Annotated in this window: 19 protein-coding genes; 9 read left to right on the forward strand and 10 right to left on the reverse strand. The window is 70.9% G+C overall.

Annotated elements, in window-relative coordinates; translation table 11 throughout:
- Positions 1–52: 52 nt before the first annotated feature.
- Positions 53–1,309, forward strand: a complete 1,257-nt coding sequence (locus ABZU74_RS18940) for a phosphodiester glycosidase family protein (protein ID WP_355425256.1) — start codon at positions 53–55, stop codon at positions 1,307–1,309.
- Positions 1,310–1,388: 79 nt separating this feature from the next.
- On the opposite strand, the gene ABZU74_RS18945 is transcribed toward ABZU74_RS18940, so the two are convergent.
- Positions 1,389–2,462, reverse strand: a complete 1,074-nt coding sequence (locus ABZU74_RS18945; protein WP_355425259.1) for a hypothetical protein — start codon at positions 2,460–2,462, stop codon at positions 1,389–1,391.
- Between the two features lie 316 nt (positions 2,463–2,778).
- On the opposite strand from ABZU74_RS18945, the gene ABZU74_RS18950 reads away from it, so the two are divergent.
- On the forward strand, positions 2,779–3,507 hold the full coding sequence (locus ABZU74_RS18950) for a cellulose binding domain-containing protein (RefSeq protein ID WP_355425262.1): 729 nt from the start codon (positions 2,779–2,781) through the stop codon (positions 3,505–3,507).
- A gap of 55 nt (positions 3,508–3,562) precedes the next feature.
- On the opposite strand, the gene ABZU74_RS18955 is transcribed toward ABZU74_RS18950, so the two are convergent.
- The 4 genes from ABZU74_RS18955 to ABZU74_RS18970 all read right to left on the reverse strand — a co-directional run bounded on the left by ABZU74_RS18955 (position 3,563) and on the right by ABZU74_RS18970 (position 8,514).
- The gene (locus tag ABZU74_RS18955; RefSeq protein WP_355425265.1) at positions 3,563–4,360 is read right to left on the reverse strand and encodes an SAM-dependent methyltransferase; all 798 of its coding nucleotides are present in this window, start codon (positions 4,358–4,360) and stop codon (positions 3,563–3,565) included.
- 126 nt (positions 4,361–4,486) lie between these two features.
- A complete protein-coding gene (locus ABZU74_RS18960; RefSeq protein ID WP_355425359.1) occupies positions 4,487–5,131 on the reverse strand; it encodes a response regulator transcription factor in 645 nt (214 codons plus the stop codon).
- An 8-nt stretch (positions 5,132–5,139) separates the two neighbouring features.
- Positions 5,140–6,435 (reverse strand): histidine kinase, encoded by a 1,296-nt coding sequence (locus ABZU74_RS18965; protein ID WP_355425268.1) that lies wholly within the window; start codon positions 6,433–6,435, stop codon positions 5,140–5,142.
- 42 nt (positions 6,436–6,477) lie between these two features.
- Positions 6,478–8,514 carry a serine hydrolase domain-containing protein gene (locus tag ABZU74_RS18970; protein WP_355425271.1) on the reverse strand — a complete coding sequence of 679 codons (2,037 nt, stop codon included), beginning with the start codon at positions 8,512–8,514 and terminating at the stop codon, positions 6,478–6,480.
- 333 nt (positions 8,515–8,847) lie between these two features.
- Here ABZU74_RS18970 and ABZU74_RS18975 point away from each other — a divergent pair, with 333 nt between their 5' ends.
- Positions 8,848–10,926, forward strand: a complete 2,079-nt coding sequence (locus tag ABZU74_RS18975; protein WP_355425274.1) for a PQQ-dependent sugar dehydrogenase — start codon at positions 8,848–8,850, stop codon at positions 10,924–10,926.
- A gap of 63 nt (positions 10,927–10,989) precedes the next feature.
- On the opposite strand, the gene ABZU74_RS18980 is transcribed toward ABZU74_RS18975, so the two are convergent.
- The 4 genes from ABZU74_RS18980 to ABZU74_RS18995 all read right to left on the reverse strand — a co-directional run bounded on the left by ABZU74_RS18980 (position 10,990) and on the right by ABZU74_RS18995 (position 14,844).
- Positions 10,990–11,757 carry a hypothetical protein gene (locus ABZU74_RS18980; RefSeq protein ID WP_355425277.1) on the reverse strand — a complete coding sequence of 256 codons (768 nt, stop codon included), beginning with the start codon at positions 11,755–11,757 and terminating at the stop codon, positions 10,990–10,992.
- A 58-nt stretch (positions 11,758–11,815) separates the two neighbouring features.
- The gene (gene helR, locus ABZU74_RS18985) at positions 11,816–13,951 is read right to left on the reverse strand and encodes an RNA polymerase recycling motor ATPase HelR (protein WP_355425279.1); all 2,136 of its coding nucleotides are present in this window, start codon (positions 13,949–13,951) and stop codon (positions 11,816–11,818) included.
- A gap of 154 nt (positions 13,952–14,105) precedes the next feature.
- Positions 14,106–14,486: a YccF domain-containing protein gene (locus ABZU74_RS18990; RefSeq protein ID WP_355425282.1), complete on the reverse strand. Its 381-nt coding sequence runs from the start codon at positions 14,484–14,486 to the stop codon at positions 14,106–14,108.
- Between the two features lie 124 nt (positions 14,487–14,610).
- On the reverse strand, positions 14,611–14,844 hold the full coding sequence (locus ABZU74_RS18995; protein WP_355425285.1) for an STAS domain-containing protein: 234 nt from the start codon (positions 14,842–14,844) through the stop codon (positions 14,611–14,613).
- A gap of 251 nt (positions 14,845–15,095) precedes the next feature.
- Here ABZU74_RS18995 and ABZU74_RS19000 point away from each other — a divergent pair, with 251 nt between their 5' ends.
- From ABZU74_RS19000 to ABZU74_RS19025, 6 genes are all read left to right on the forward strand, one after another.
- On the forward strand, positions 15,096–15,785 hold the full coding sequence (locus ABZU74_RS19000) for a response regulator transcription factor (RefSeq protein WP_355425287.1): 690 nt from the start codon (positions 15,096–15,098) through the stop codon (positions 15,783–15,785).
- Positions 15,782–17,134, forward strand: a complete 1,353-nt coding sequence (locus tag ABZU74_RS19005) for a HAMP domain-containing sensor histidine kinase (protein ID WP_355425289.1) — start codon at positions 15,782–15,784, stop codon at positions 17,132–17,134. Before ABZU74_RS19000 ends, ABZU74_RS19005 begins: the two co-directional genes overlap by 4 nt.
- A 2-nt stretch (positions 17,135–17,136) precedes the next feature.
- A complete protein-coding gene (locus ABZU74_RS19010) occupies positions 17,137–17,697 on the forward strand; it encodes a GerMN domain-containing protein (RefSeq protein ID WP_355425362.1) in 561 nt (186 codons plus the stop codon).
- Positions 17,698–17,841: 144 nt separating this feature from the next.
- Positions 17,842–18,609: a glycerophosphodiester phosphodiesterase family protein gene (locus ABZU74_RS19015; RefSeq protein WP_355425292.1), complete on the forward strand. Its 768-nt coding sequence runs from the start codon at positions 17,842–17,844 to the stop codon at positions 18,607–18,609.
- A gap of 1 nt (position 18,610) precedes the next feature.
- Positions 18,611–19,159: an SLATT domain-containing protein gene (locus ABZU74_RS19020; protein WP_355425295.1), complete on the forward strand. Its 549-nt coding sequence runs from the start codon at positions 18,611–18,613 to the stop codon at positions 19,157–19,159.
- Between the two features lie 124 nt (positions 19,160–19,283).
- The gene (locus tag ABZU74_RS19025) at positions 19,284–19,880 is read left to right on the forward strand and encodes a hypothetical protein (RefSeq protein ID WP_355425298.1); all 597 of its coding nucleotides are present in this window, start codon (positions 19,284–19,286) and stop codon (positions 19,878–19,880) included.
- 48 nt (positions 19,881–19,928) lie between these two features.
- On the opposite strand, the gene ABZU74_RS19030 is transcribed toward ABZU74_RS19025, so the two are convergent.
- Positions 19,929–21,839 carry a glycerophosphodiester phosphodiesterase family protein gene (locus ABZU74_RS19030; RefSeq protein WP_355425301.1) on the reverse strand — a complete coding sequence of 637 codons (1,911 nt, stop codon included), beginning with the start codon at positions 21,837–21,839 and terminating at the stop codon, positions 19,929–19,931.
- Positions 21,840–21,935: the final 96 nt, after the last annotated feature.

The raw sequence follows: 21,935 nt of genomic DNA on the forward strand, positions 1-21,935 counted from the left end.
CCGGCTCGACCATCCCGGCCCAGGCCAGGAACGCATCAGGAAAGGAGCGGCAATGAGGTCACCACACCTCGTACGCCCACGGCTGGCGCTGCTGCTCGCGGCGGGGCTGACCGCGCTCGTGACGCCGGCCGGCGTCGCCCACGCCGCGACCGCCACCGTACCCGCGACGGCCACCCCGATCACCGTCACCTCGACCGAGCAGCTCGCCCCGGGCGTCAGGTACGACTCGTTCCAGGTGACCACGCCGCGGGGCGTCACCGTCGGTTACCTCCTCACGGCCGACCTGTCGAAGAACAAGGTCTCTCTGGACCTGCTGCACCCCGAGGCGGTGGCGCAACGCAAGGTCGTCTCGGCGATGACGAACGAGCAGGGTGCCGTCGCCGGCGTCAACGGCGACTTCTTCAACAACAGTGAGACGCACGCGGGCGTCACCCCGACCTACTCGTCGTCCGGTCCGGAGATCGCCGACGGCGAGGAGTTGAAGTTCGCGGTACCGACCGCGCAGCGTTTCGGCCCCAGCCTCGCCCCCGGCACCTCGACCCGGGACGTGTTCGGCGTCGGCGTGAACGGCCAGGCACGCGTCGACACCCTGAGCCTGGACGGCGAGGTGCGCAGCACGAAGGGCACGATCGCGCTGGGCGGCCTCAACCAGTACGCGCTCCCGGTCGACGGCGTCGGCTTGTTCACGGCCGACTGGGGGACCGCCTCGCGTGTCCGGGCCACCTGCGGCACCGACACCAGCCGCAGCGACCCGTGCAGCACCCACACCTACGAGGTGACCGTACGCGACGGCGTGGTGACCGCCGTGGGTCCGACGCCCGGTGCGGGCGCGATCCCGGTCGGCACCCAGGTGCTGGTCGGCCGGGAGGGCGGCGCGGACGCGCTCGACGACCTCGCCGTCGGTGACCAGGTGCAGGTGCGCGAGAAGCTGGTCTCCGCCGGCAAGCCGAAGCTGACCTTCGCGGTCGGTGGCGCGCCGATCCTGCGCGACGGTACGCCGCTGACCGGTCTGGACACGAAGACCGCCGCGGTACGCAGCTCGGCCGGTGTCAGCCCCGACGGGCGGACCGTGTACCTGGTCGCCCTGGCTGGCCGCGCCCCGGCCAGCGCCGGGTTCACGATCGCCGAACTGGCCGACCTGATGCGCTCACTCGGCGCGGACGCCGCCGTGAACCTTGACGGCGGTGGTTCGAGCACCGTCGCCGTCCGCGAGCCGGGCCAGGCCGCGGCCACCGCCCGCAACAGCCCGTCCGACGGTACGGAGCGAATGGTCGCCAACGGCATCGGGATCTTCGTGGGCAAGCACTGATCGAGAGCGACCGGGTGCGGGTCGATCCCGTCTCCCCGGTGACGGACCAGCACGGTCCGACCCCGGGGAGACGAGGGCATCAGTCGACCGTCGGCGGAGCTGTCCTCGCCGCCTCGGCGAGCGCCGCCGCCGCACCGGCGTACGGGTTGTAGCTGTAGGTGCGTGACAGGCCGGTCGGCACGGTGAAGTACGCGGCCGACAGCTTCGCCGGGTCGCTGGCGATCTCGCCACGCGCGGGGGCGTCGTTGCCGTCGTCCCAGCCCCAGGGCGCGTTCGCCGAGTTGGTCGAACAGCTCCAGGTGCCGACGCCGCAGTCGCCGGACGTGTCACCGGCGAACGTGCCCAGGCTGGCGAAGAGGCTCGCGGTGGATCGCTGCGCCCACAGGCCGCCGCCGGCGAAGATGTCGATCAGCTGATACCGCACGTCGCGGTCGTTGCTGCTGCTCGGCGTCTCGGCGACTGTCGACGGGTAGTAGACCAGGCCGTCGCCGTTGATGTCGTACTGCGGGTGTGCCTTGAGGCCGTGGCCCTGTGCCTCCTGCGCCGTCACCGGGTGCTGGAACGTGTCGTGCGGTGACGCCTGGAACCGCAGGGTGCCGTCGATGCTCTCCCCGCCGCTGGTCCAGGTGCTGCCGGTCGGCGTGTAGGAGAAGAAGTCACTGTGCGCGACGGTGACCGCCGAGCGGAGAACACCGTACGTGGAGCCGTCGCGCTCGATCGCGAACAGCGCGCCCTCACCGTCATTCTCGTGTTCGGTCTCGAAGAACGGGTGGTCGGTCCAGTCGCGCGGGTGGAAGAAGAAGTACGTGATGTACCAGTGGGTGCTCGTCTCCACCACTGAGTAGTAGACGTGCGCGGCGAGTGCGGTGCCTGCCTGGCCGGCTCGGTCCCAGTTGTTGCGTCCGTCCAGGTCGCCGTCGAAGTCGACCCGGGCGAGGTAGTCCGACTGGCCGCTCAGGGCGTGGTTGCCGGTGGCGTCGACGTCCTGGTAGTGGATGGGCGCCCAGCGCAGGGCCAGCTCGGCCCGGCCGACGGCGGCGTCGGCGGGGGTTGCCGCGGCCAGTGCGGCGGCCGTCAGCACTGCCGCAGCGCCTGCCGCGATCAGTGCCCGCACTCCCCGGGGCCGACGGGTAGTGCTGTTTGCGTCGAGCATGGTGTGCTCCCGTGTCCGAATGAATAGATCGCAATAGATCATTCGGGGTTCGAACGCCCAGCGGGTGTCAGTGCGGCGACGAGGAAGCGGACGATGTTCGACAGGATCGGGATCAGGTTGTATCGATGTTGTTGTGCTGCCATGCTGTGGTTCGGTCGTGCTCGGGGAGCCAGCGCGCACCAGTTCTCCTCCGGTCCATGGGGCGCGCGAGGTGACCACGTCACCCGTGCCGGGCAGCCCTCGTCGGCGACCGGCACCCGAGCGCGGCACCGGCTACCACCTCGGTCATCGGTGCCCGGCAACCACGGAGGTACCGATGCTCCGCATGTTCCTCGCTGTCACGACCATGGCGGTGGCCGCCTGGGCCGGGACGACCACCGCCGCCGAAGCGACACCCACGCCAACGCCGTCGGCGACACCGACACCGACGCCGACCTGCCCGCCGGCTCTGCCGATCACCGCGAGCGTCGCCGGGGTCACCACCACGAGCGTGACCATCTCGTACTCGATCTTTTTTCGCCCGCCCTGCGGCTACGACCCGCCGATGACGGTCAGCCTCTTCGCCAGCCGCGAGGACGCCCAACAGTGGCGGACGCCAATGGCCGAGGCCGTCTCCGGGCCGGAGCGCAGCGGCACGGTGACCATCGGAGGTCTCACGCCCGACACCGAGTACTGGTACCGGTTCAGCGACCCCGACGGTAAGCGCGATCCATACATGATCGGGTCGGCGCGGACCGCCCCGCTGACCGGCTGTCGGGCGACGGCCACCATCGACGCCCGCTGGGGCAGTGGCTTCGTCGCGACGGTCACCGTCCGCAACACCGGGACGCTGCCGCTGGACCAGTGGCGCGTCTCCTGGCGGTGGTCCGGTGACGAGCGGATCCAGACGGCCTGGGGTGGGGTGGCCGAGACGGCCGGGGCCGACGTCAGCGTCCGCAACACCTCCTACAACGGCACGCTGGCGCTGGACGGGGCGACGACGTTCGGTCTGCTCGTGACGACCAGCGCGGTGCCCGACGACCTGACCCTGACCTGCGCGCGGTGAACGGGGTCCGCCCCGCTTCGCCGCGATGGCGGGAGCGGGGCGGACGTCGTCTCGATCAGGGCTTGCGGGCCACCGCGCCGTAGGCGTCGATCCCGACGGCGTCGGGGCTCTCCGGTCGCCACAGCGGGATCGGCACCAGGCCCGGCTCCACGATCGCCAGACCGTCGAAGCAACTCTCGAGCTCCTCCGGGCTGCGCAGGATGTACGGAACCCCACCGCTCTGCGCCAGCCGCTCGGCACCGGAGACCACGGCCGGGCTGGTGTTGGTGCCGTCCCAGAACACCAGGTGGGAGCCGGACGGCACCGCGTCCATCGTGCGCCCGACGATCGAACGCACCACGTCCAGGTCGGGCTCGTAGCCCATCACGCCCATGTACATCACGGCGATGGGCTGGTCGAAGTCGAGCGTCTGCGCCGCCTCGGCGAGGATCTTCTCCGGGTCGTGGTAGTCGGCCGGGACGTAGGTGGTGACACCCTCGGACGTCGTGCTGGCCAGCAGCGCCCGCGCGTGCACCAGCACCATCGGGTCGTTGTCCACGTAGACGATCCGCGAGTCGGGCGCCACACCCTGGGCGACCGCGTGCGTGTTCTGCATGGTGGGCAGGCCGGTGCCGATGTCCAGGAACTGCCGGATGCCCGCCTCGGCCGCGAGGTAACGCACCGCTCGCACCAGGAACACGCGCGACTGCTGCGCCATGAGGACGATCTCCGGGTAGACCTCGGCGACGGCGTCGCCGGCCGCCCGGTCGGACTGGAAGTTGTCCTTGCCGCCCATCCAGTAGTTCCAGATCCGTGCCGCGTGCGGCACGTGGGGCTGAAGCTTCGCGGCGAGTTCGGGGTCCGGGCCGGCCATGCCTGGCTCCTATCGAGGGGTCGTCAGCTGGAGGTCACCCCAGCGGTACGAGCGGGATCGTACTCCGGCGACGTCCACTCTCGACCGGGGGTTGAACCGCCGCCGCGCACCGGATCGGGGCCGCTGTCACCGGTGGACCACCCCGTGTTGGTACGCCCAGACGACGGTCTGCAGCCGATCCCGTGCGCCAATCTTCGCCATCGCGCGTCCGAGGTGCGACTTGACCGTGCTGGTCTCGATGAAGAGCCGTTCGGCGATCTCGACGTTCGACAGGCCCTGCGCGAGCAGCTCCACGATCTCGGTCTCCCGCGCGGTCAGTTGGTGCGCCGACACCGCGTCGGAGCGGGGAGCGGGCGTACGCCTGGCGAACTCCGAGATCACCCGCCGGGTGACGGCCTGGTCGACCAGCCCGTACCCGCTCGCGAGGCGACGGATCGCCTCGATCAGGTCATCGGGCTCACAGTCCTTGAGGATGAACCCGCTGGCGCCGGACTCCAACGCGCCGAAGACGTACTCGTCGAGGTCGAAGGTCGTCACGACCAGCACCGCCGGTGGCGTCCCGGTCGCCTCGGCGACGATCTGCCGGGTCGCGGTGAGCCCGTCGCCGTGCGGCATCCGGACGTCCATGCAGATGACGTCCGGTTGCAGCCGGCGGGCCAGCTCGACCGCGGCGGACCCGCTCGACGCCTCCGCCACGACCTCGATCTCGCCGGCCTGCTCCAGGATGACGCGGAAGCCGGCGCGGACGACCGCCTGGTCGTCGACGAGCATCACTCTGATCACGCTGCTGCCTCTTCCTTCGGTCGGGAGGTGGCGGGACCGTTCGTCGGGAGGGTCGCGGCGACCGACCAGCCACCGGCCGCCGTCGGGCCGGCCGTGAACGTGGCCCCGATCAACTGGGCCCGTTCGCGCATGCCCACCAACCCGACGCCGCCGGTCCGGGCCGCCGGCACCCGTCGCGGCGCGGCGGGTTCGTTCACCACCTTCAGCGACACCGCGCGAGGCTCGAAGCGGAGCACCACCCGCACCGGAGCGCCCGGGGCGTGCTGGCGGGCGTTGCTGAGCGACTCCTGCGCGATCCGGTAGAGCGCGACGTCGGCGATCGGCGACACCTCGCGCTGCTTACCCTCCCGGACGAACTCCACCGGGCCGGCGAGGTCGCCCGCGGTGCGGACGAGGTCGTCGAGCATGCCCAGCCCCGGCACCGGGGCGGCACCGTCGCCGCCCTCGTGCCCCGGCCTGCCGCGCAGCACACCGACGACCAGCCGCAGGTTGTCCAGGGTCTCCTTGCCCTGGCTCCGGATCCAGGCCACGCCGGCCTTCGCGGCGGCCGGGTCCCGGTCGATCAACCGCTCGACCGCCGCCGCCTGCACGACCATGCCGGAGAGGTGGTGCGCCGCCACGTCGTGCAACTCCCGGGCCATCCGGGAGCGCTCCGCGCCGATCGCCGCCTGGACCTTCGTGCGCTGCTCGCGGATCGCCTCGTCCGCCCGCACCCGGACCAACTCCACGTAGCGCCGGTAGGTGGCCACGTAGCCGCCGACGAAGGTCGCGCCGGCGTAGGTCAGGGCACTCGCCGAGACGTACGCGACGGCCGTCAGGAGATCCGGGGTCACCACGACGGCCGCCCCGATCGATTCCACCACCACGACCGCGCCGACGGCCTGCAACGCACGCCGAACCGGCAGCAACGACCCGACGGTGTACGCGACCACGAACGGGGCGATGCCCCGGACGGTCGCCTCGGGCAGCGAGACGCCGATGATGGGCAGTTGGAGGCCGACGATGAGCGCGAGGCAGAGCAGTGGCCGAACCCGGCGCAGGCACAGCAGCATCGTCTGCGCGCAGCAGATGGCGACGAGCAGCCAGGCCCGCGCTGGCTCGAACGACACTCCGTCCGCCGGTGCCACGAACCAGAGCAGCACCGTCAGCAGCACGAACGTCAGGACGGTGAGCGCAGCGGCCAGCAGGCAGTCCCGGCGGAACACCCCGGTCACCCCGAGCCGGGTGAGACGTCCGTCGAGCCACTTCGTCAGGCGCGGGGTGCCGGGTTCGGTCTCGGTGTGGTCCCTCATGCGGTGCGCATCCTTGCTCCGGATCGTCCCGGGTCGGGCGGGTCAGTAGGAGATGCTAGGCGCGAGCAGGTGGAACTCCATGGCGAACCAGCCCGCGCCGGCGAGAGCGAGCAGGATCAGGCCGCTGCCGGCGATCCGTCGCCAGCCGACGTGCCGTCGGACGTCGTCGACCAGCCGGACCGCGGCGGGCAGCACGCCGAGCAGACCGACCAGTTGCAGCACCTGGATGGTGCGCAGGACGCCACCGGGAACGTCCTGGAGGCTCATGATGCTGCCGATGCTCAGCACCCAACCGGCGAAGGCGAGCAGTGTGCCGGCGACGGCGAGGCGGCTCAGGATCCGCGCGGTTCGCCCGGCCCGCTCCCGGGGCGCGCGGCCGAGCCGACGGCGGACGATCGCACCGACCGGCCAGGACAGCACGGTGAGGAGCAGCACGACTGTCGTCAGAGCCAGCACCGGCACGGCAACTGTGGAGGCGCGGGCGGGCTCGACCGGCAGCAACGCGAACGCGGAGTCGAAACTGATCGCCTCGACCCGGTCGTCGGTGGCCCGCATGGCGATGCTGCGTTGGCCGCCGACCTCGCGCCAGACCCAGGGCGCCACCTCCTCGTACAGGGCGGGGGAGTCCGACAGCGGGCCCGGTTCCAACCGCAACCGGTCGCCGTCGGCGACGCTGACAGTGGTCCGTCCGACCAGGCCGATCGCCGTCAGGAAGTTGCTCCGGATCGCTCGCGAGGACTCGTACGTGCCGGCGGCCAGCGCGGCGTGCTTGGCGGTTGTCGCCGGGTCCACGCCGGCGGTCGGCTGGTCGCCGGGGGCGGGGAAGTAGCGGTCGGCGAAGCCGTTCACGACCGACTCGCGAAGCTCGTGGCTGTCGAGGGCGCCGGAGCCGTTGCTGTTGAGGGAAAGGAAGATGCCGGCCCGGTCGTCGGGGTAGATCTGCAGGTGGGAGTGGAAGTACTTGGTGTCGCCGCCGTGGCCGAGGATCCGATGGCCGTTGCGGTCCTCGGTGAAGAAGCCGAGGGTCATCCGGGGTCCGTCGGCAAGCGTGCCCAACGACGTCGAGTCGAGGGCCGGCCGTTGCATCAGCTCGCGGGTCGGTTGGTCCAGCAGGGGCGCGAAGCCCACCGGCTCGCCGAGCTGGGCGAGCATGAATCGCGCCATGTCCGTCGCCGGGGCGCTCAGCGCACCGGGCGGGGGCGTGCCGACGATCTCGAACGGCGCGGCCGGCCCGGCGGAGGTGTCGTACCCGTTGGACATCCGGTCGCGCAGCGCGGCCGGCAGTGGCTGCTCGAACGTCGACGACGGCATGCCCGCGCGGTCCAGGATGTTGCGCTGGACGTACTCCTCGAAGCGCGTCCCGCTGACACGTTCGACGATGTAGCCCGCGAGCGCGTTGCTGTAGTTGGAGTACGCGGGAACGGTGCCCGGCTGGTAGATCTGCTCCGGTGGGTCGGTCATCAGCGCCTTGCGCAGGTTGAGGTCGCCGCTGTCGGTGCCGATGAGGCCGGCGATCCGCTCCTCGAAGCCGGCGGTGTGCGTCAGCAGGTGCCGCAGGGTGATGGCCCGCTCGTAGTGGCGGGGCAGTTCGAAATCGAGGTACGTCTTGACGTCGGTGTCGAGGTCGAGCTTGCCGCTCTGCACGAGTTGCAGCACAGCGGTGGCGGTGACCAGCTTCGACACCGATCCCATCCGGAACAGATGCCAGTCCGGGTCGACCGGAACCGCCCCGCTGTCCCCGTCACCGGTGTCGGCGTACCCGTACCCCCGGGTTGTGACGATCTTGCCGTTGTTCACGACGGCGACGGTGGCTCCCGCGATGCCGGTGCGGTCGAGCGCGGCCGGTAGCAGACCGTCGAGCCAGGCGTTGACGTCGGTGTCGGCCAGTGCGGAACCCGTCCCGCTCGCGGCGGCGGGTGCCGCCGGGGCGTCGATGTGCGGTGTGGGGTTGTGCTGCGGCGCGCCGCAGCCGGCGACGCTCACGGCGAGGACGACAACGGTCGCGAGCACCGCGCCGAGCCGGACGACGGGCCGCCCCGGTCGGGGTGAACCGGGTGCGATGAGGGGAAGAGAGCGCATCGTCTGCCAGTGCCTTTCCTGGCGAACGGGTGTCCGGAGCAGATCCGTGCGGCGTCACCCGATGCCTTGACACAAGCCTGTTCGAGTGATCGCCCTCAGCCATCTGGCGCGGGACGGCACTGCGCCTACGACCTGAGGAGGAGGGCCGGGTGCGCCGATGGTGGGGCAGCAGCGTCTGGTGGCCGGCCCGGCCTGCGGGTTTGCCCCCCGATCGAGGGACATCGTTTGACTTGGGCGGCAAACGCATCTTTGATGGTCGATGTGCTTGTTCGGCGTGGTCGGACGTTTGGTCGTCTGGGTGGGCCGGTCGATGCCCTGACCCCTGGAGGACGGATGCGAGTCATCGCGCGAGGAAACCCACGCCCACGACGGCGGCTGTTGCCGGCGGCGATGGCGGCGGTGACGCTGCTGAGCCTGGCTGTTGGTGTGCCGGCGTCCGCCGCGGCATCGTCGACAGTCGTCGGCGTGGCCAGCGGCCGTTGCCTGGACGTGGTCGGCAACGTCAGAACCGCCGGTGCCGGCATCAACATCTACGACTGCAACGGCCAGGCCAACCAGGCGTGGACCTTCACCTCAAGTGGTGAGCTGCGGGTCTACGACGACACGATGTGCCTCGACGTGGTCGGCCAGGACACCACCGCCCCGGCCGCGCTGCAGATCAACGGCTGCACCGGCGGCGCCAACCAACGCTGGCGGATCACCACCTCCGGGACCATCGTCGGGGTCCAGTCCGGCCTGTGCCTGGACGTGTCCGGCGCGGGCACCGCCAACAGCACCACTGTCGGTCTCTGGACCTGCAACGGGCAGTCCAACCAGCGCTGGACGACGTCCTTCGGCAGCGCCGACACCCAGCCGCCGACGACGCCGGGCAGCCCACGGGTGAGCGGCCTGACCTGCAACTCGGTGACCTTCGCGTGGAACGCCTCGACGGACAACGTCGCGGTGGCCTTCTACGACATCTACCACGACGGCCAGCTGATGACGTCGGTGAGCGGCACGACGCTCTCCACCAACCTGACGGTGGTGGCCGGGGCGACCTGGGGCCTGTACGTCAACGCCCGCGACGCCGCCGGCAACGTGTCGCAGGCCAGTGCCACCGTCTCGATCACCCCACCGCCCTGCCAGGCCGATACTCAGCCACCGACCGCGCCGCAGCAGCTCACCGGCACCGCCTCGGGCACCACCGTGACGCTGCGCTGGACGGCGTCGACCGACAACATCGGGGTGCGGGCGTACGACATCTACCGGGCTGGCGTGAAGGTGGGCACTGTCACCGGCGCGCCGCCGGCGACCACGTTCACCGACAGCGGCCTGGCGGCGAACACCGCCTACCAGTACTACGTGGTGGCTCGGGACGCGCAGGACAACGCCTCGTCGCGCAGCGGCACCGCGTCGGTGACCACAGGTGCGGCGTGCGCCAACCCGGTGTGCGGGGTGCGGCAGGTCAGCACCGACACCGACATCCCGTGGGGTCTGGTGACGTTGCCCGACGGCAGCGTGCTCTACAACCGCCGCGACGCGCACGACATCATCCAGCTCAACCCGACCACCGGGGCCAAGACCAACCTGGGCACTGTGCCGAACGTGCAGAGCACCGACGGTGAGGGCGGCCTGCTGGGGCTCGCCATCTCGGCCAGCTACTCCAGCGACCGCTGGCTGTACATCATGCACACCTCGCCGAGCGACAACCGCATCGTCCGGATCAGGCTGGAGAACGGGCGACTCAACACCGCCAGCGAGCAGGTGCTCCTCACCGGCATCCGGCGTAACAAGTACCACGACGGCGGCCGGCTGCGGTTCGGCCCGGACGGCAAGCTGTACGCCAGCACCGGCGACGCGCAGAACGGCAACTACGCCCAGGACCGGTCCAGCCTCGAAGGCAAGATCCTGCGACTCAATCCGGACGGCACCGTCCCCTCGGACAACCCGTTCGGCAACTACGTGTGGAGTTACGGCCACCGCAACCCGCAGGGGCTGGCGTTCGACTCGCAGGGTCGGCTGTGGGAGCAGGAGTTCGGCAACTCGATCATGGACGAGACCAACCTGATCACCAAGGGCGGAAACTACGGCTGGCCGGCGTGCGAGGGCACCAGTGGCTCCTGCGGTACGGCCGGGTTCATCGCGCCGGCGCGTACCTACCCGACCGCCGAGGGGTCCTGCTCCGGCATCACGATCGTCCGCGACGCGCTCTACGTGGCCTGCGCCCGGGGCGCTCGGATGTACCGCGCGGTGATCAGCGGCAGCAGCCTGACGAACGTGCAGACGTACTTCAGCGGCACCTACGGTCGGTTGCGGACGGTGGAGCCGGCTCCCGACGGCGGCCTGTGGCTGACCACCACCAACCAGGGGGACAAGGACAGCACCCCGAACAACAGCAACGAGAAAATTCTCCACGTCACGTTGGGCAACTAGTTCCGCATCCCACCAGGGCCGTCTCCGGGCGGCCCTGGTGGGATGAGCGGTGGGACGGCCCGGTCAGGTGCCGAGTTCCGGCCAGTGCGGGTCGTCCCAGCGGGCCGGGCCGGCGAGGCCGAGCAGTCTGATCCGGTGCAGCCGCTTCGGGTCGGCGCCGATCATCCGCAGCCGGGCCGGGGCGTGCTGGAGCAGCCAGGCGGTGAGCTCCGCGCGGAGGCTCTCCTTCTCGTCGTCCGTGAGCTCCCAGGTGCTCCACGGCAGATCGTCGCAGAGCAGGTCGTACTCCCACTCTCGGAAAGCTTCGGCGAGCCGCTGGTTCGCCAGGGGACTGGTTGCCGTCGCCCAGGCGTCGAGCCAACGGTCGAGCACGCCAGAGGCTTCCACGAGCATGGCCAGCACCGCGTGCGGCGGCACCTCGGCGTCTTGGTCGGTGAGCGTGACGACCCACCAGGCGTCCAGGAACTCGCGGATCGCCGTCGACTGCTCGGCGGGCCACTGCTGCCAGCGGCCGAGCGCGAATGCTCGCCCCGCATGGTCCATGCTGGCCTGACGCTCCACCTCGCCGCTGACCAGGGCCGCGGCGAGTTGGGGCAGGATCCGGCGCAGCATGGCGGCGGGGAAGTCCCAGTCGCCGGCCCAGTAGGTGCGAAGCAGCAGGTCCGGGTCCAGCTCGACGTCCGGGGTCTTGAGCAGGGCAAGTTCTTCCGCGCTGCCCCAGTGGCACTCGCAGTTGCCGTCGTCGGGATGGGCGGTCATCCCACGGAAGGTGATGGCGAGATGGGCCAGTGCGGCGTCGAGTCGACGCCGTGGGGGCGTGGGTTGCGTCATGGGAATCGCCTTCGCGGACTCCGGCGGCGCGGCGGCCGAAGAGCGCGACGTTACACCCTCAGCTGCTGGTCAGCAGCACGAGTTGCTGGGTCGCCCTGGTCATCGCGACGTAGCGGTCGACCGCCCCCTCGATGCCGGTGCCGAACGTCTCCGGGTCGACGAGGACGACCAGGTCGAATTCGAGACCCTTGGCCTGCTCCGGGCTCAGTGACCGGACCCGGGACGTCGGCGGGAACGTCGGGTCGCCGATCACGCACGCGATCCCTTCGGCGTGCGCGGCGAGCCAGGTGTCGAGGATCGACAGCAGGTCGGCGAACGATCCGTGGACGACGGGCAGCCCGCTGCCGCGGACGGAGGTCGGCACGTTGGCGTCGGGGAGCACGGCCCGGATGACCGGCTCGGCCTCCGCCATGACCTCCGCCGGCGTCCGGTAGTTGATGTTCAACGAGGCCACTGTGACCCGGTCGAGCCCGACCCGCTTGAGGCGTTCCGGCCACGACTCGGTGAACCCGTGCCGGGCCTGGGCGCGGTCTCCCACGATGGTGAAGCTGCGCGACGGGCAACGTGCCAGCAGCATCTGCCACTGGGCGTCGGTCAGCTCCTGCGCCTCGTCGACGACGATGTGCGCGAACGGGCCGGCCAACAGGTCCGGGTCGGCGTCCGGCAGCGCGGATCCGTCGGCCAGGACGTCGCGCAGGTCGGGTTGGCGCAGCATCGCCAGCAGGCCCTCGCCGTCGTCGTAGGTGTCGGCCGCGAGTAGTTCGTCGACGACCCGGGCCATGTGTTCGCGTTCGACGGCGGCAGCCGGGTCGCGCCGACGGGTGCGCCCCGACCGCTCCGCGTCACCGAGCCGCTGCCGTGCCGCGTCCAGCAGCGGCAGGTCGGACACGGTCCAGGCCCGGGGATTGTCACGTTGCAGCTTGCGGACCTCCGCCGGGCTGAGCCACGGCGCGCATCTGCGCAGGTACGCGGGCACCGACCACAGGTCCGCCACGAGATCGGCCGCGTCGAGCAACGGCCAGGCGCGGTTGACCGAAGCCCGCAGTTCCCGGTTCCGCAGCAGCCAGTCGCGGAGCACGTCCTCCGGCTCGTCGCCGTCGTACCTGTCGAGGAGGATGGTGAGCAACTCCTCCCAGATCTCCTCGCGCGCCTCGTTGTGCGGGGTGCCCGGGCCCGGCGCCTGGAACGCGTCGGCCCAGTCGTCGGCGCTCAGCCGGACGTCGGAGTCGCCGACCGTGATCGTCATCGGGGCGACCGGCGGGTCCTCGTAGAACCGGACGGCCGCGTCGATCGCCCGGACCAGCTTGGCCGAGGCCTTCAGCCGGGCCACGCCCGGGTCGGTGTCGACGGTTGCCGTGGCCCCCTCGGGAACGAGGTCGCGCAGGGTGCAGGTCTGTACGTCCTCTTCTCCGAGGCTGGGCAGGACATCGGCGACGTAGGCCAGGTAGGGCTGGTGCGGCCCGACGAAGAGCACCCCACCCCGGCGTCGACCGAGGCGCGGGTCGGAGTAGAGCAGGTACGCGGTGCGGTGCAGGGCGACGACTGTCTTACCGGTGCCCGGACCGCCGTCGACCACGAGGGCGCCGGCCGAGCCCGCCCGGATGATGGCGTCCTGGTCGGCCTGGATCGTGCTGAGCACGTCGCGCATCCGCGCCGACCGGGCGCTGCCCAGGCTGGCGATGAAGGCGGACTGGTCGTCGAGGGCGACGGCGTGCCCCACGAACCCGTCCGCTGTGAACACCTCGTCCCAGTAGTCGCTGATCCGTCCACGGGTCCAGCGGTACCTGCGGCGGTTCTCCAGGCCCATCGGGTTGGCGTGCGTCGCGCCGAAGAACGGCTCGGCGGCGGGTGAGCGCCAGTCGAGCAGCAGCCGCCGACCCGTGCTGTCGGTGAGCCCTCGACGTCCGACGTACACGGGCTCGGGGTGGTCCGTCTCGACCACGTGCCCGAGGCAGAGGTCCAGCCCGTAGCGGCTCAGCGAGCGCAGGCGTGCGGTCAACCGGCGGACCTCCTCGTCCCGGTCGACGGCCTGCCGGCCCTTGCCGCCGGGCGCCCGGCGCGCGGTGTCCAGGCGGTCGGACAGCTCGGCGTTCAGTTGCGCGAGGCTCTGCGCCATGGCAGTGAAATGCCGCTCGTCCTGGGCGATGAGCGCCGGGTCGGCCTTGGCGGAGAGGTGATCGGGAAGGTCGAACACGGAGGTAGGCAAGGAATCCAATTCATGACTTCCATTTCGGCAGAATTTGGCCTCGGCCGACGATTCTGCGTCATAAACGGGGTCTTGCCGCAAGCCCCCCAGTGCGGTATAAGTTAGAAGTGGCGGGAGACCAGGTGTCTCCCGTTTTCCGTGTTCAGGGCACGTCGACGACCTCGCGGCCGAGGGGCCAGAGGGCGGCCGGTACGAGCTTGAAGTTGGCGATGCCGAACGGGATCCCGATGATCGTGACGCAGAGGGCGATGCCGGCGAGGATGTGGGAGAGCGCGAGCCACCAGCCGGCCAGCACGACCCAGAGGATGTTCGCCAGGCCGGAGCCGACGCCCGCGCCCGCCTTGGGCACCACTGTGCGGCCGAAGGGCCACAGTGAGTAGACCGCGAGGCGCAGCGACGCGACGCCGAACGGGATGGTGATGACCAGGACGAAGCAGATCAACGCGGCGATGCCGTAGCCGACCGCCAGCACGAGGCCACCGCCGAAGACGAGCCACAGCACATTCAGTACGAAACGAATCACCACTCCAGCATGAAACATGCTCGCCACCCGGTCGGTCGCCCCGTGCCCCTCAGCGGGGAACGACCACCGCGTGGCCCGGTCGTGCCGTCGAGGTGCGTCGTCAGATGCTCGTCTGGGACGACGGTCATGCTGCTGGTCCTTCCTCGCTCACGATCGAGAGCACCTGATCCAGACGGGTGATGTGCAGGATGCGCCGGACCCGGGGGTTCGGATCGCGGACGGTGAGGGTCGCGTCGGCGCGAGCCAGCCGTCGGTGCACGTCGAGCAGCAGGCCGATGGCGGCAGCGTCGAGGTGCCGACAGTCGGACAGGTCGAGCACTACCTGTGCGGGGCGCAGCGCCAGCAGCCGGTCGAACACCGCGCCGGCCGACCTCCGGCAGACAGCCCAGGTCGAGTTCGTTGACCCGGACCTCGACCAGCGGCAACGTGTACCTCGCGGGCAGCACCGGCGTCGCCATTGCGGTACCCCTCTCCGTCGACCCTCGCTCCCTAACCACCGTGCTGGGCCGGGTCGGCGGTCACTGCAAGGCTCTATGACAGTTGTGTGACAAAACCGTCCGCTGGCGGGCACGGTTGGTCGCCCGGCGGTCGGCCGAGGATGATTCCGGAATGACGGCCGTACTGGTGATCGAGGACGACGACCGCATCCGGCTCGCGCTGCTGCTCGCACTGGAGGACGAGGGCTACGACGCACTCGGCGCGGCCACGGCCGAGGAGGGCCTGCGCGCCCAACGCCACCACCCGGCCGACTACGTGCTCGTCGACCTGATGCTGCCCGGCCTCGACGGTTTCGAGTGCATCCGGCAGCTGCGCCGCGACGACGACGTCCCGATCGTCGTGGTCAGCGCCCGCGACGGCACCGACGACATCGTCGCCGCTCTCGAGGCCGGCGCCGACGACTACGTGGTCAAACCCGTGGCGATCCGGGAGCTGACCGCCCGCCTGCGGGCGCTGCGCCGCCGCGCCCGACCGGCGGTCGCGACCTCAGCGCCGGAGCCCGTGCCGGCGGTCGCCTTCGGGGAGTTGGAGATCAGTCCGGAGGCGGGGGAGGTGCGCCGCGCCGGCCAACAGGTCACCGTCACCCGCACCGAGTTCCGCCTGCTCTGTGAGCTGGCTGAGCACGCCGGCCGGGTGCTGTCCCGTCAGCAGTTGCTGCAACGGGTCTGGGGCTACGACAGCGGCGACGAACGGCTCGTCGACGTGCACGTGGGCCGCCTGCGGCAGAAGATCGAGCCGGACCCGGCGAACCCCCGGCACCTGGTCACCCTGCGGGGCCTGGGCTACAAGCTGCAACGATGAGACGCGTCGGACTGCGGGCCAGGGTGACCGCCGCGTTCGCGGTCGGCGCGCTAGTGCTCTCGGCGTCGATGGCCCTGATCTCCTACGAATTGACCCGCCGGTCCCTGCTCGACGACCGGGAACGCATCGCCCTGCGGGCCGCCTACTTCGACGCCGCCGTGGTGCATGCCGGCCTCGACACCGACACCCCGGACGTGGTGGAGGTGCTCCGGTCGTTGGACACCGGCGGAAGCCGTCGACCGGTGCTGCATCTCAACGGCGAGTGGTACGCCCGCGCCGCCGATCCCGGCACCACTGCCGCCATTCCGACCGAGCTGCTGCGGGTCGTCTCCGCCGGGGAGCCGGCCGTGCAACGCGTCCGTGTCGACGGGCAACCGGCCCTGGTGGTCGGGGTGCCGCTGTCCGCGTCCGCGACGTACTTCGAGGTCAACTCGCTGCGCGAGTTGGAGCAGACCTTCCGGGTCCTGGCCCTCGCGCTGACCAGCGTCGCGGTGCTGGTCGCCGGGTCCGGCGCCACCCTCGCCTGGTACGCCACCCGGCACGGGCTACGGCCGCTGACGGCGGTCGCCGACGCGGCCGAGAAGATCGCCGCCGGTGACTTCACCGCCCGGCTCGACCCGGCCACCGACCCTGACCTCACCCGCCTCTCCTCCTCGTTCAACCAGATGGTCGACCGCCTCGCCCGGCGCATCGAGCGGGACCGCCGGTTCGCCGCCGACGTCAGCCACGAGCTGCGTTCCCCGTTGCAGACCCTTGCCGCGGCGGCCAGCGTCCTGGCCCGTCGTCGGGAACACCAGGACGAGCGGACGGCCACCGCCGCCGGGCTCGTCGCCGACGAGATCGACCGATTTCAGCGTCTGGTCAACGACCTGATCGACCTGGCCCGCAGTGACCAGCCCGCCCACCGTGCCCCGGTGGACGTGGTGGAGTTGGCCGGAGAGACCTGCGACGGGTACGACCTGCCGGGCGCCCTCGTCCGCCTGGCACCGGACGTGCCCCCGACGTGGCACGTCGAGCGGCGCCGGATCGCCCAGATCCTGGCGAACCTGCTCGACAACGCCGTCACCCATGGCGGTGGCCCGGTGGCTGTTCGCCTGGGACGGGACGGGGACAGCGGCGTCATCGAGGTCGACGATGACGGTCCGGGGGTTCCCGTCGAGGACCGCGAGGCCATCTTCGACAGGTTCGTCCGGGGACGAGTCGCCCACACCCGTGGCACCGGTGACGGCACAGGTCTCGGGCTGGCGTTGGTCGCTCAGCACGCCACCGCGCACGGGGGGCACGTAATGGTCACCGACCGCCCGGGCGGGGGCGCCTGTTTCCGGGTCACCCTGCCGGGGAGCCTGTGATGCTGCACCGTCGTCTCGTCCCGTTGGCGCTCGCCGTCCTGCTGACCGGGTGCGGCATCCCGACCGACGACACCCCGCGAACGGTGCCACCCCCACGAGGGCCGCTGCAGAGCGCCGCGCCCGCCGACACCACCGCACCGGCCGGCAGCGCCGCCGAGACTCTCTGCCTGGTCCGGGACAACCGCATCGTCCCGGTGGTCCGGCGCGTCGACCGTCCATCCACAATCGCCGACCAGTTGCGGCATCTGCTCGCCGGGCCGAGCGGCGCCGAACGGGACAGCGATCTGACCAGCGCCCTGCCCGGGGCTGTCAACGCCGCCCGCGCGACAGTCACCGGGACGCAGGCCCTGATCACTGTGGACGCACCCGCCGATGTCGGCGGCCGCAGCGACGAGGTTCTCGCCTTCGGGCAGATCGTCTGCACCCTGACCAGCCGGGAGGACGTCACCACAGTGGCCTTCCTGCGCGACGGCAAGGCTCTCGGCGTGCCTCGGGCCGACGGCTCCCTCTCCAGCAGACCGCTCACCCGCGACGACTTCGCCCCCCTCATCAGTGCACGCTGAGCGGGCGCACCACCGGAGGCGCCGACGACCCCACATCGACGACGCCGCCCACCACCGCCCCGGCCGCTGTAAGGTACGCGAAAACCCTTCCATGGCGTGCTCCGGTGCGCGGGTAGCCCCGTCCCGGAAGCTCAGGAGGATCGCGTGTCGTCCGACGACAGTTGGCTGCTCGACACCCCGATCGCGCACCGCGGGCTGACCGGCCACAATCGACCCGCCAATTCGCTCGCGGCGTTCGAGGCGGCCGCCGACGCCGGCTATGCCTGCGAACTGGACGTGCAGCTCACCCGCTCCGGCGAGCTCGTCGTCGTCCACGACTACGACCTGACGGCGCTCACCGGTGCGGCGATCGCCACCGCGGAGCTGACCCCGGCCGATCGTCAGCGGCTCCGGTTGCAGGGCACCGACCAGCGGGTGCCCACGCTGTCGGAGGTGCTGGACCGGGTCGCCGGACGGGTGCCCCTGCTGATCGAGCTGAAACGGCCGACGCTCGCCCTCAACTTCGACCTCGTCGACGAGGTGCTGCGACGGACCGCCGACTACCCGGGGCGGTACGCTGTCGAATCCTTCGACCCGCTCCTCGTGGCGGCGCTGCGGGTGGCGGTGCGGAAGCTGCCGCCGCACCGCCGGGTGCCGGTGGGGCGCATCTGCGGGCTGCTGCGTACGGCCGGGCCGCTGACCCGGATGGTGGGTCGCAGCATGGTCAGCAATCTGGTCACTCGACCCGATTTTCTGGCCTACGAGGTGGACGCATTCCCGTCGAACGTGACGGCGTGGTGGCGTCGCCACGGGGTTCCGGTGATTGCCTGGCCGGTCGCTTCACCGGAGCGGGAGATGTTCGCCCGTCAATACTCCGACAACATCGTATTCTCGGGCTATAGACCCTCGCAGGGCCAGCATCTAGCATCGTGACGTGTCTGTTGACCAAGGACAGAGCGGTGTGCTCGCCGAGTCGCAGAAAAGCGCTCCCGGTGATCCTTTGCAGGTCTACCGCGCCTTGGCGGAAGACAGCGTCAACAAGCTCAGGGACCATTACGACTGGCGGGCGAAATGGCACCGTCGGCTGTTTCGTTTCACCGGCATCCTGGTCATCGTCGTCAGCGCGTCGCTGCCACTGCTCGCCGGCTTCAGCTACCCGGGCAAGAACCTCGTAATCGCGGTCTCGGGCGTGGTCATCGCCACCGCCACCGCACTACGCACCTTTTATCAGTGGGATCAGATGTGGGCGCTGCTGCGGCGTACCCATTTCGGTCTCATCGAGGCGAGCAATCAGTGGCGACTCGCTTTCGGTCGCGCCGAGGCGACAGCTGATCCGGCCGAGCGGGAGCAGCGCGCCTACGCGGCGACGGAGGAGCTGCTGGCGAAGATCGAAGGCATCCGCAGCGCCGAGACGGAGAAGTTCTTCAGCTCGTTGGCCTTTCCTGAGGAGTCCGCGCTGACTGGCAAGCCATTCCGCCCCTGATCACGGCACCCGGCGGTCGGCGGGGTCTCGGGGTTGCTCGGTGGAAGACCTGAGTCGGAATCCAGGGCTAGCCGAGGGAAGCTCCCGGAGGTCGGCGGACGTCAGCGGCCACATGCTGGCTGGCATGAAACGCGCTGCGCTCTACGTGATCGCCGGCCCGGTCGGCATCGTGGCCTACGGCCTGGTCCGGCTGTGGGGAAGATCCGACGGGGTATACGGCCCCGGGCTCGACTGGCAGGCCGCGCACCTGGTCGCTCTCGCCGGCATGGTGTGCTTCGTCCCGGGTGTGCTCGCGCTGTCCCGCCTGCTGCCCCGCAGTCCGTGGCGCACCGGGGTGGTCGCCGGCACGCTGGTCGGCCTCGCCGCGACGATTGTGCAGTTCGGCGCGGACATCGTGGAGGGACTCCTGGCCGAGGACCGGGCGGAGATGTCGAGGCTCGGCGCGGACTTCAAGGACATCCCCGGCGTGCAGGTGGCCTTCTACGACGTCGTACCCCAGCTCTTCTTCCTCGGCCTGCTCGTTCTCGCGGGCATGCTCGCCGCCCGACGGCGGCTGCCGTGGTGGAGTGTGCCGCTGCTCCTCGCCGGCATCGTCCTGCCGGCGGTCACCCTCGACCTGCTGCCCATCGGCGGCCTGTGCATGGCGCTGGCGTTGGCGCCGGCGCTGCCGCTGGTGCGCCGGCAGGGCGAGCGGACCAAGTCGCCCGTCGCCTTCCACTGAGGACTCGCGGTGGCGCTGGCCCGCCGACCAACGCCACCCCGAGAACCGTTACTTCAGGGCGAGGGTGCGGGCGTCGGCGGCGATGACGCTGGCGACCTCGGCCGGCACCAGCTTGCCGGCCTGCCGGTCGGCGTAGGTGGCCAGCTCGGCGTACTGGGCGTGGGCCAGCTTGGTGGTCATCGCGGTGACGGCGGCCGGGTCCGCGCCCGAGGTGAGGATCAGGTAGCCGAGGCCGGCCTGGCTCACCGTCACCGTGAAGGTGCTGGTCGCGGTGGCGGTGCCCTCGGGGCCGGTCGCCGCGGTGGAGATGGTGTGCCGGCCGGCGGTCAGCCTGGCCAGGTCGAGCGTGCGCCCGGCGGCCGACTTCTTACCGTCCAGCGTGACGGTGACGGTGTCCGCGTTGGTCGCGGCGACCGCGATCACCGGGGACTGCGCCCGGTCCAGCCGAGCCCCGTTGGCCGGCGAGGTGATCTGCACGGTCGGGTCGGCGGAGGCCCGCTGGAGGAACGCCGAGTTCCAACCGACCAGCTCGGCCGCGCGGTTGGTGATGATCGCGTCGGTGCCGATCCGCTCCAGCCGCTGCCACAGGCCCGCGGAGTCCATCGTCCAGGCCATCACGGCGACGCCGGCGGCGTGCAGCGGGGCGACGACCTCCGGCTTGGCCAGCAGCGCGTTGCCGTCCGGGTTGTACGCGGTCAGGTGCAGCTCCTTCGCGAGCGCCACCGGGTCGGCGTCGAGGGTGCTGCGGAGCAGGCCGAGCGGCAGCTCGGGGGCGATCTCGTGGGTGTACCTCAGGGCGTCGACCTCGAAGCTCTGGATGAAGACGCGGCCCATCATCTGCTCGTCCCGGATCACCTGGATGATGGTGGCGACCTCGTCGCGGGTGTGCTTGCCCTTGATCTCCACGAGCAGGTTGCCGCCCCGGGTCCGCAGGTCGGCGAGCTGCTCGGCGAGGGTGGGCACCCGCTCGCCGACGTACTGCGGGCCGAACCAGGAGCCGGCGTCGAGCGCCTTGATCTGCGCGGCGGTCAGGTCCCGGATGTTGCCGGTGCCGTCGGTGGTCCGGTCGACGGTGCCGTCGTGCAGGATGAACGGGATGCCGTCCTTGCTCGGCTGGACGTCGTTCTCGATCCAATCGGCGCCGCCCCTACGGGCGATCTCCTGGGCGACGAGGGTGTTCTCCGGTGCGGCGGCGGACGCGCCCCGGTGGGCGATCACTGTGAACGGGCTCCCCTCGGGGCGGAGGTAGCCGTTCGGCGCCAGCTCGGTGACGGTGACGTCGTCGTACGACACGGTCGCGCCGTTGACGAAGAGCCCCTGGACGCCGTCGGCGGAGCGCTGGAGGCTGCTGGTCCGCATCGCCTCCCGCCCGTCGAAGATCCAACGGGCCTGGTTGCCGTGCACCTCGACGGCGACCCGGACGTCCCGGCCGGTGCCGGCGGCGGACGGGGCGGAGGCGGTGTTCGTCACGACCCAGGCGTCGGCGGTGGTCCGCTGGGCGAATTCGAGCCCGTTGGCGGCGGTGGTGCCGCTGCGCATGGTGGCGATCCACCAGGGGGTCGCGCCGCTGGCGGGAATGTCGATGCCGAGCGAGGCCCAGCGGGTGGCGGCCGAGACCGCCTCGAAGCGCATGGTCGCCTCAAGGCGGAAGTCGTTCAGGTGCCGACCAAAAGTGATCTTGTTGTTGTCGCTGGAGCTGGCGGAGGTTCCGTACAGTCGGCCGTTCTCGACCTTCCAGGTGCCGTCGACCGCGTGCCAACCGGCGGGCAGCGACCCGGCCGAGAAGTTCTCCGACACGACGACGCTGCCCGGCTCGGCGGTGGCGGGCGACGAGGTCGCGACGGCGACCGCGACGGCAGCGCCGGTGACGGCGAGGACGGCGGCGGAGGCGGCGGCCCGGGTGCGCAGGGCGCCGAGGCGTGACCGGCGAAGCGACGGTGATGCGGGTAGGACAGTCATGGCCGGAACGGTACGAAGCGCGCCCGAACTGATGATCAATCAAGCATGGCGGTCGCCGGAACGCCGGGTGTACGCGTTCGATCGGGGTGTACTCCG

Origin of the sequence: Micromonospora sp. NPDC005171 (assembly GCF_040608575.1) — a bacterium.
In the GTDB taxonomy this organism is placed as follows: Bacteria; Actinomycetota; Actinomycetes; order Mycobacteriales; family Micromonosporaceae; genus Micromonospora.

What these genes read in the sequence shown, in the direction of transcription:
- ABZU74_RS18975 (WP_355425274.1), top strand. Translation starts at nt 8,848, where the DNA reads ATGCGAGTCATCGCGCGAGGAAACCCACGCCCACGACGGCGGCTGTTG.
- ABZU74_RS18955 (WP_355425265.1), bottom strand. Translation starts at nt 4,360, where the DNA reads ATGGCCGGCCCGGACCCCGAACTCGCCGCGAAGCTTCAGCCCCACGTG.
- ABZU74_RS19005 (WP_355425289.1), top strand. Translation starts at nt 15,782, where the DNA reads ATGAGACGCGTCGGACTGCGGGCCAGGGTGACCGCCGCGTTCGCGGTC.
- ABZU74_RS19000 (WP_355425287.1), top strand. Translation starts at nt 15,096, where the DNA reads ATGACGGCCGTACTGGTGATCGAGGACGACGACCGCATCCGGCTCGCG.
- ABZU74_RS18940 (WP_355425256.1), top strand. Translation starts at nt 53, where the DNA reads ATGAGGTCACCACACCTCGTACGCCCACGGCTGGCGCTGCTGCTCGCG.
- ABZU74_RS18950 (WP_355425262.1), top strand. Translation starts at nt 2,779, where the DNA reads ATGCTCCGCATGTTCCTCGCTGTCACGACCATGGCGGTGGCCGCCTGG.
- ABZU74_RS19025 (WP_355425298.1), top strand. Translation starts at nt 19,284, where the DNA reads ATGAAACGCGCTGCGCTCTACGTGATCGCCGGCCCGGTCGGCATCGTG.
- ABZU74_RS18980 (WP_355425277.1), bottom strand. Translation starts at nt 11,757, where the DNA reads ATGACGCAACCCACGCCCCCACGGCGTCGACTCGACGCCGCACTGGCC.
- ABZU74_RS18970 (WP_355425271.1), bottom strand. Translation starts at nt 8,514, where the DNA reads ATGCGCTCTCTTCCCCTCATCGCACCCGGTTCACCCCGACCGGGGCGG.
- ABZU74_RS18945 (WP_355425259.1), bottom strand. Translation starts at nt 2,462, where the DNA reads ATGCTCGACGCAAACAGCACTACCCGTCGGCCCCGGGGAGTGCGGGCA.
- ABZU74_RS18960 (WP_355425359.1), bottom strand. Translation starts at nt 5,131, where the DNA reads ATGCTCGTCGACGACCAGGCGGTCGTCCGCGCCGGCTTCCGCGTCATC.
- ABZU74_RS19030 (WP_355425301.1), bottom strand. Translation starts at nt 21,839, where the DNA reads ATGACTGTCCTACCCGCATCACCGTCGCTTCGCCGGTCACGCCTCGGC.
- ABZU74_RS18965 (WP_355425268.1), bottom strand. Translation starts at nt 6,435, where the DNA reads ATGAGGGACCACACCGAGACCGAACCCGGCACCCCGCGCCTGACGAAG.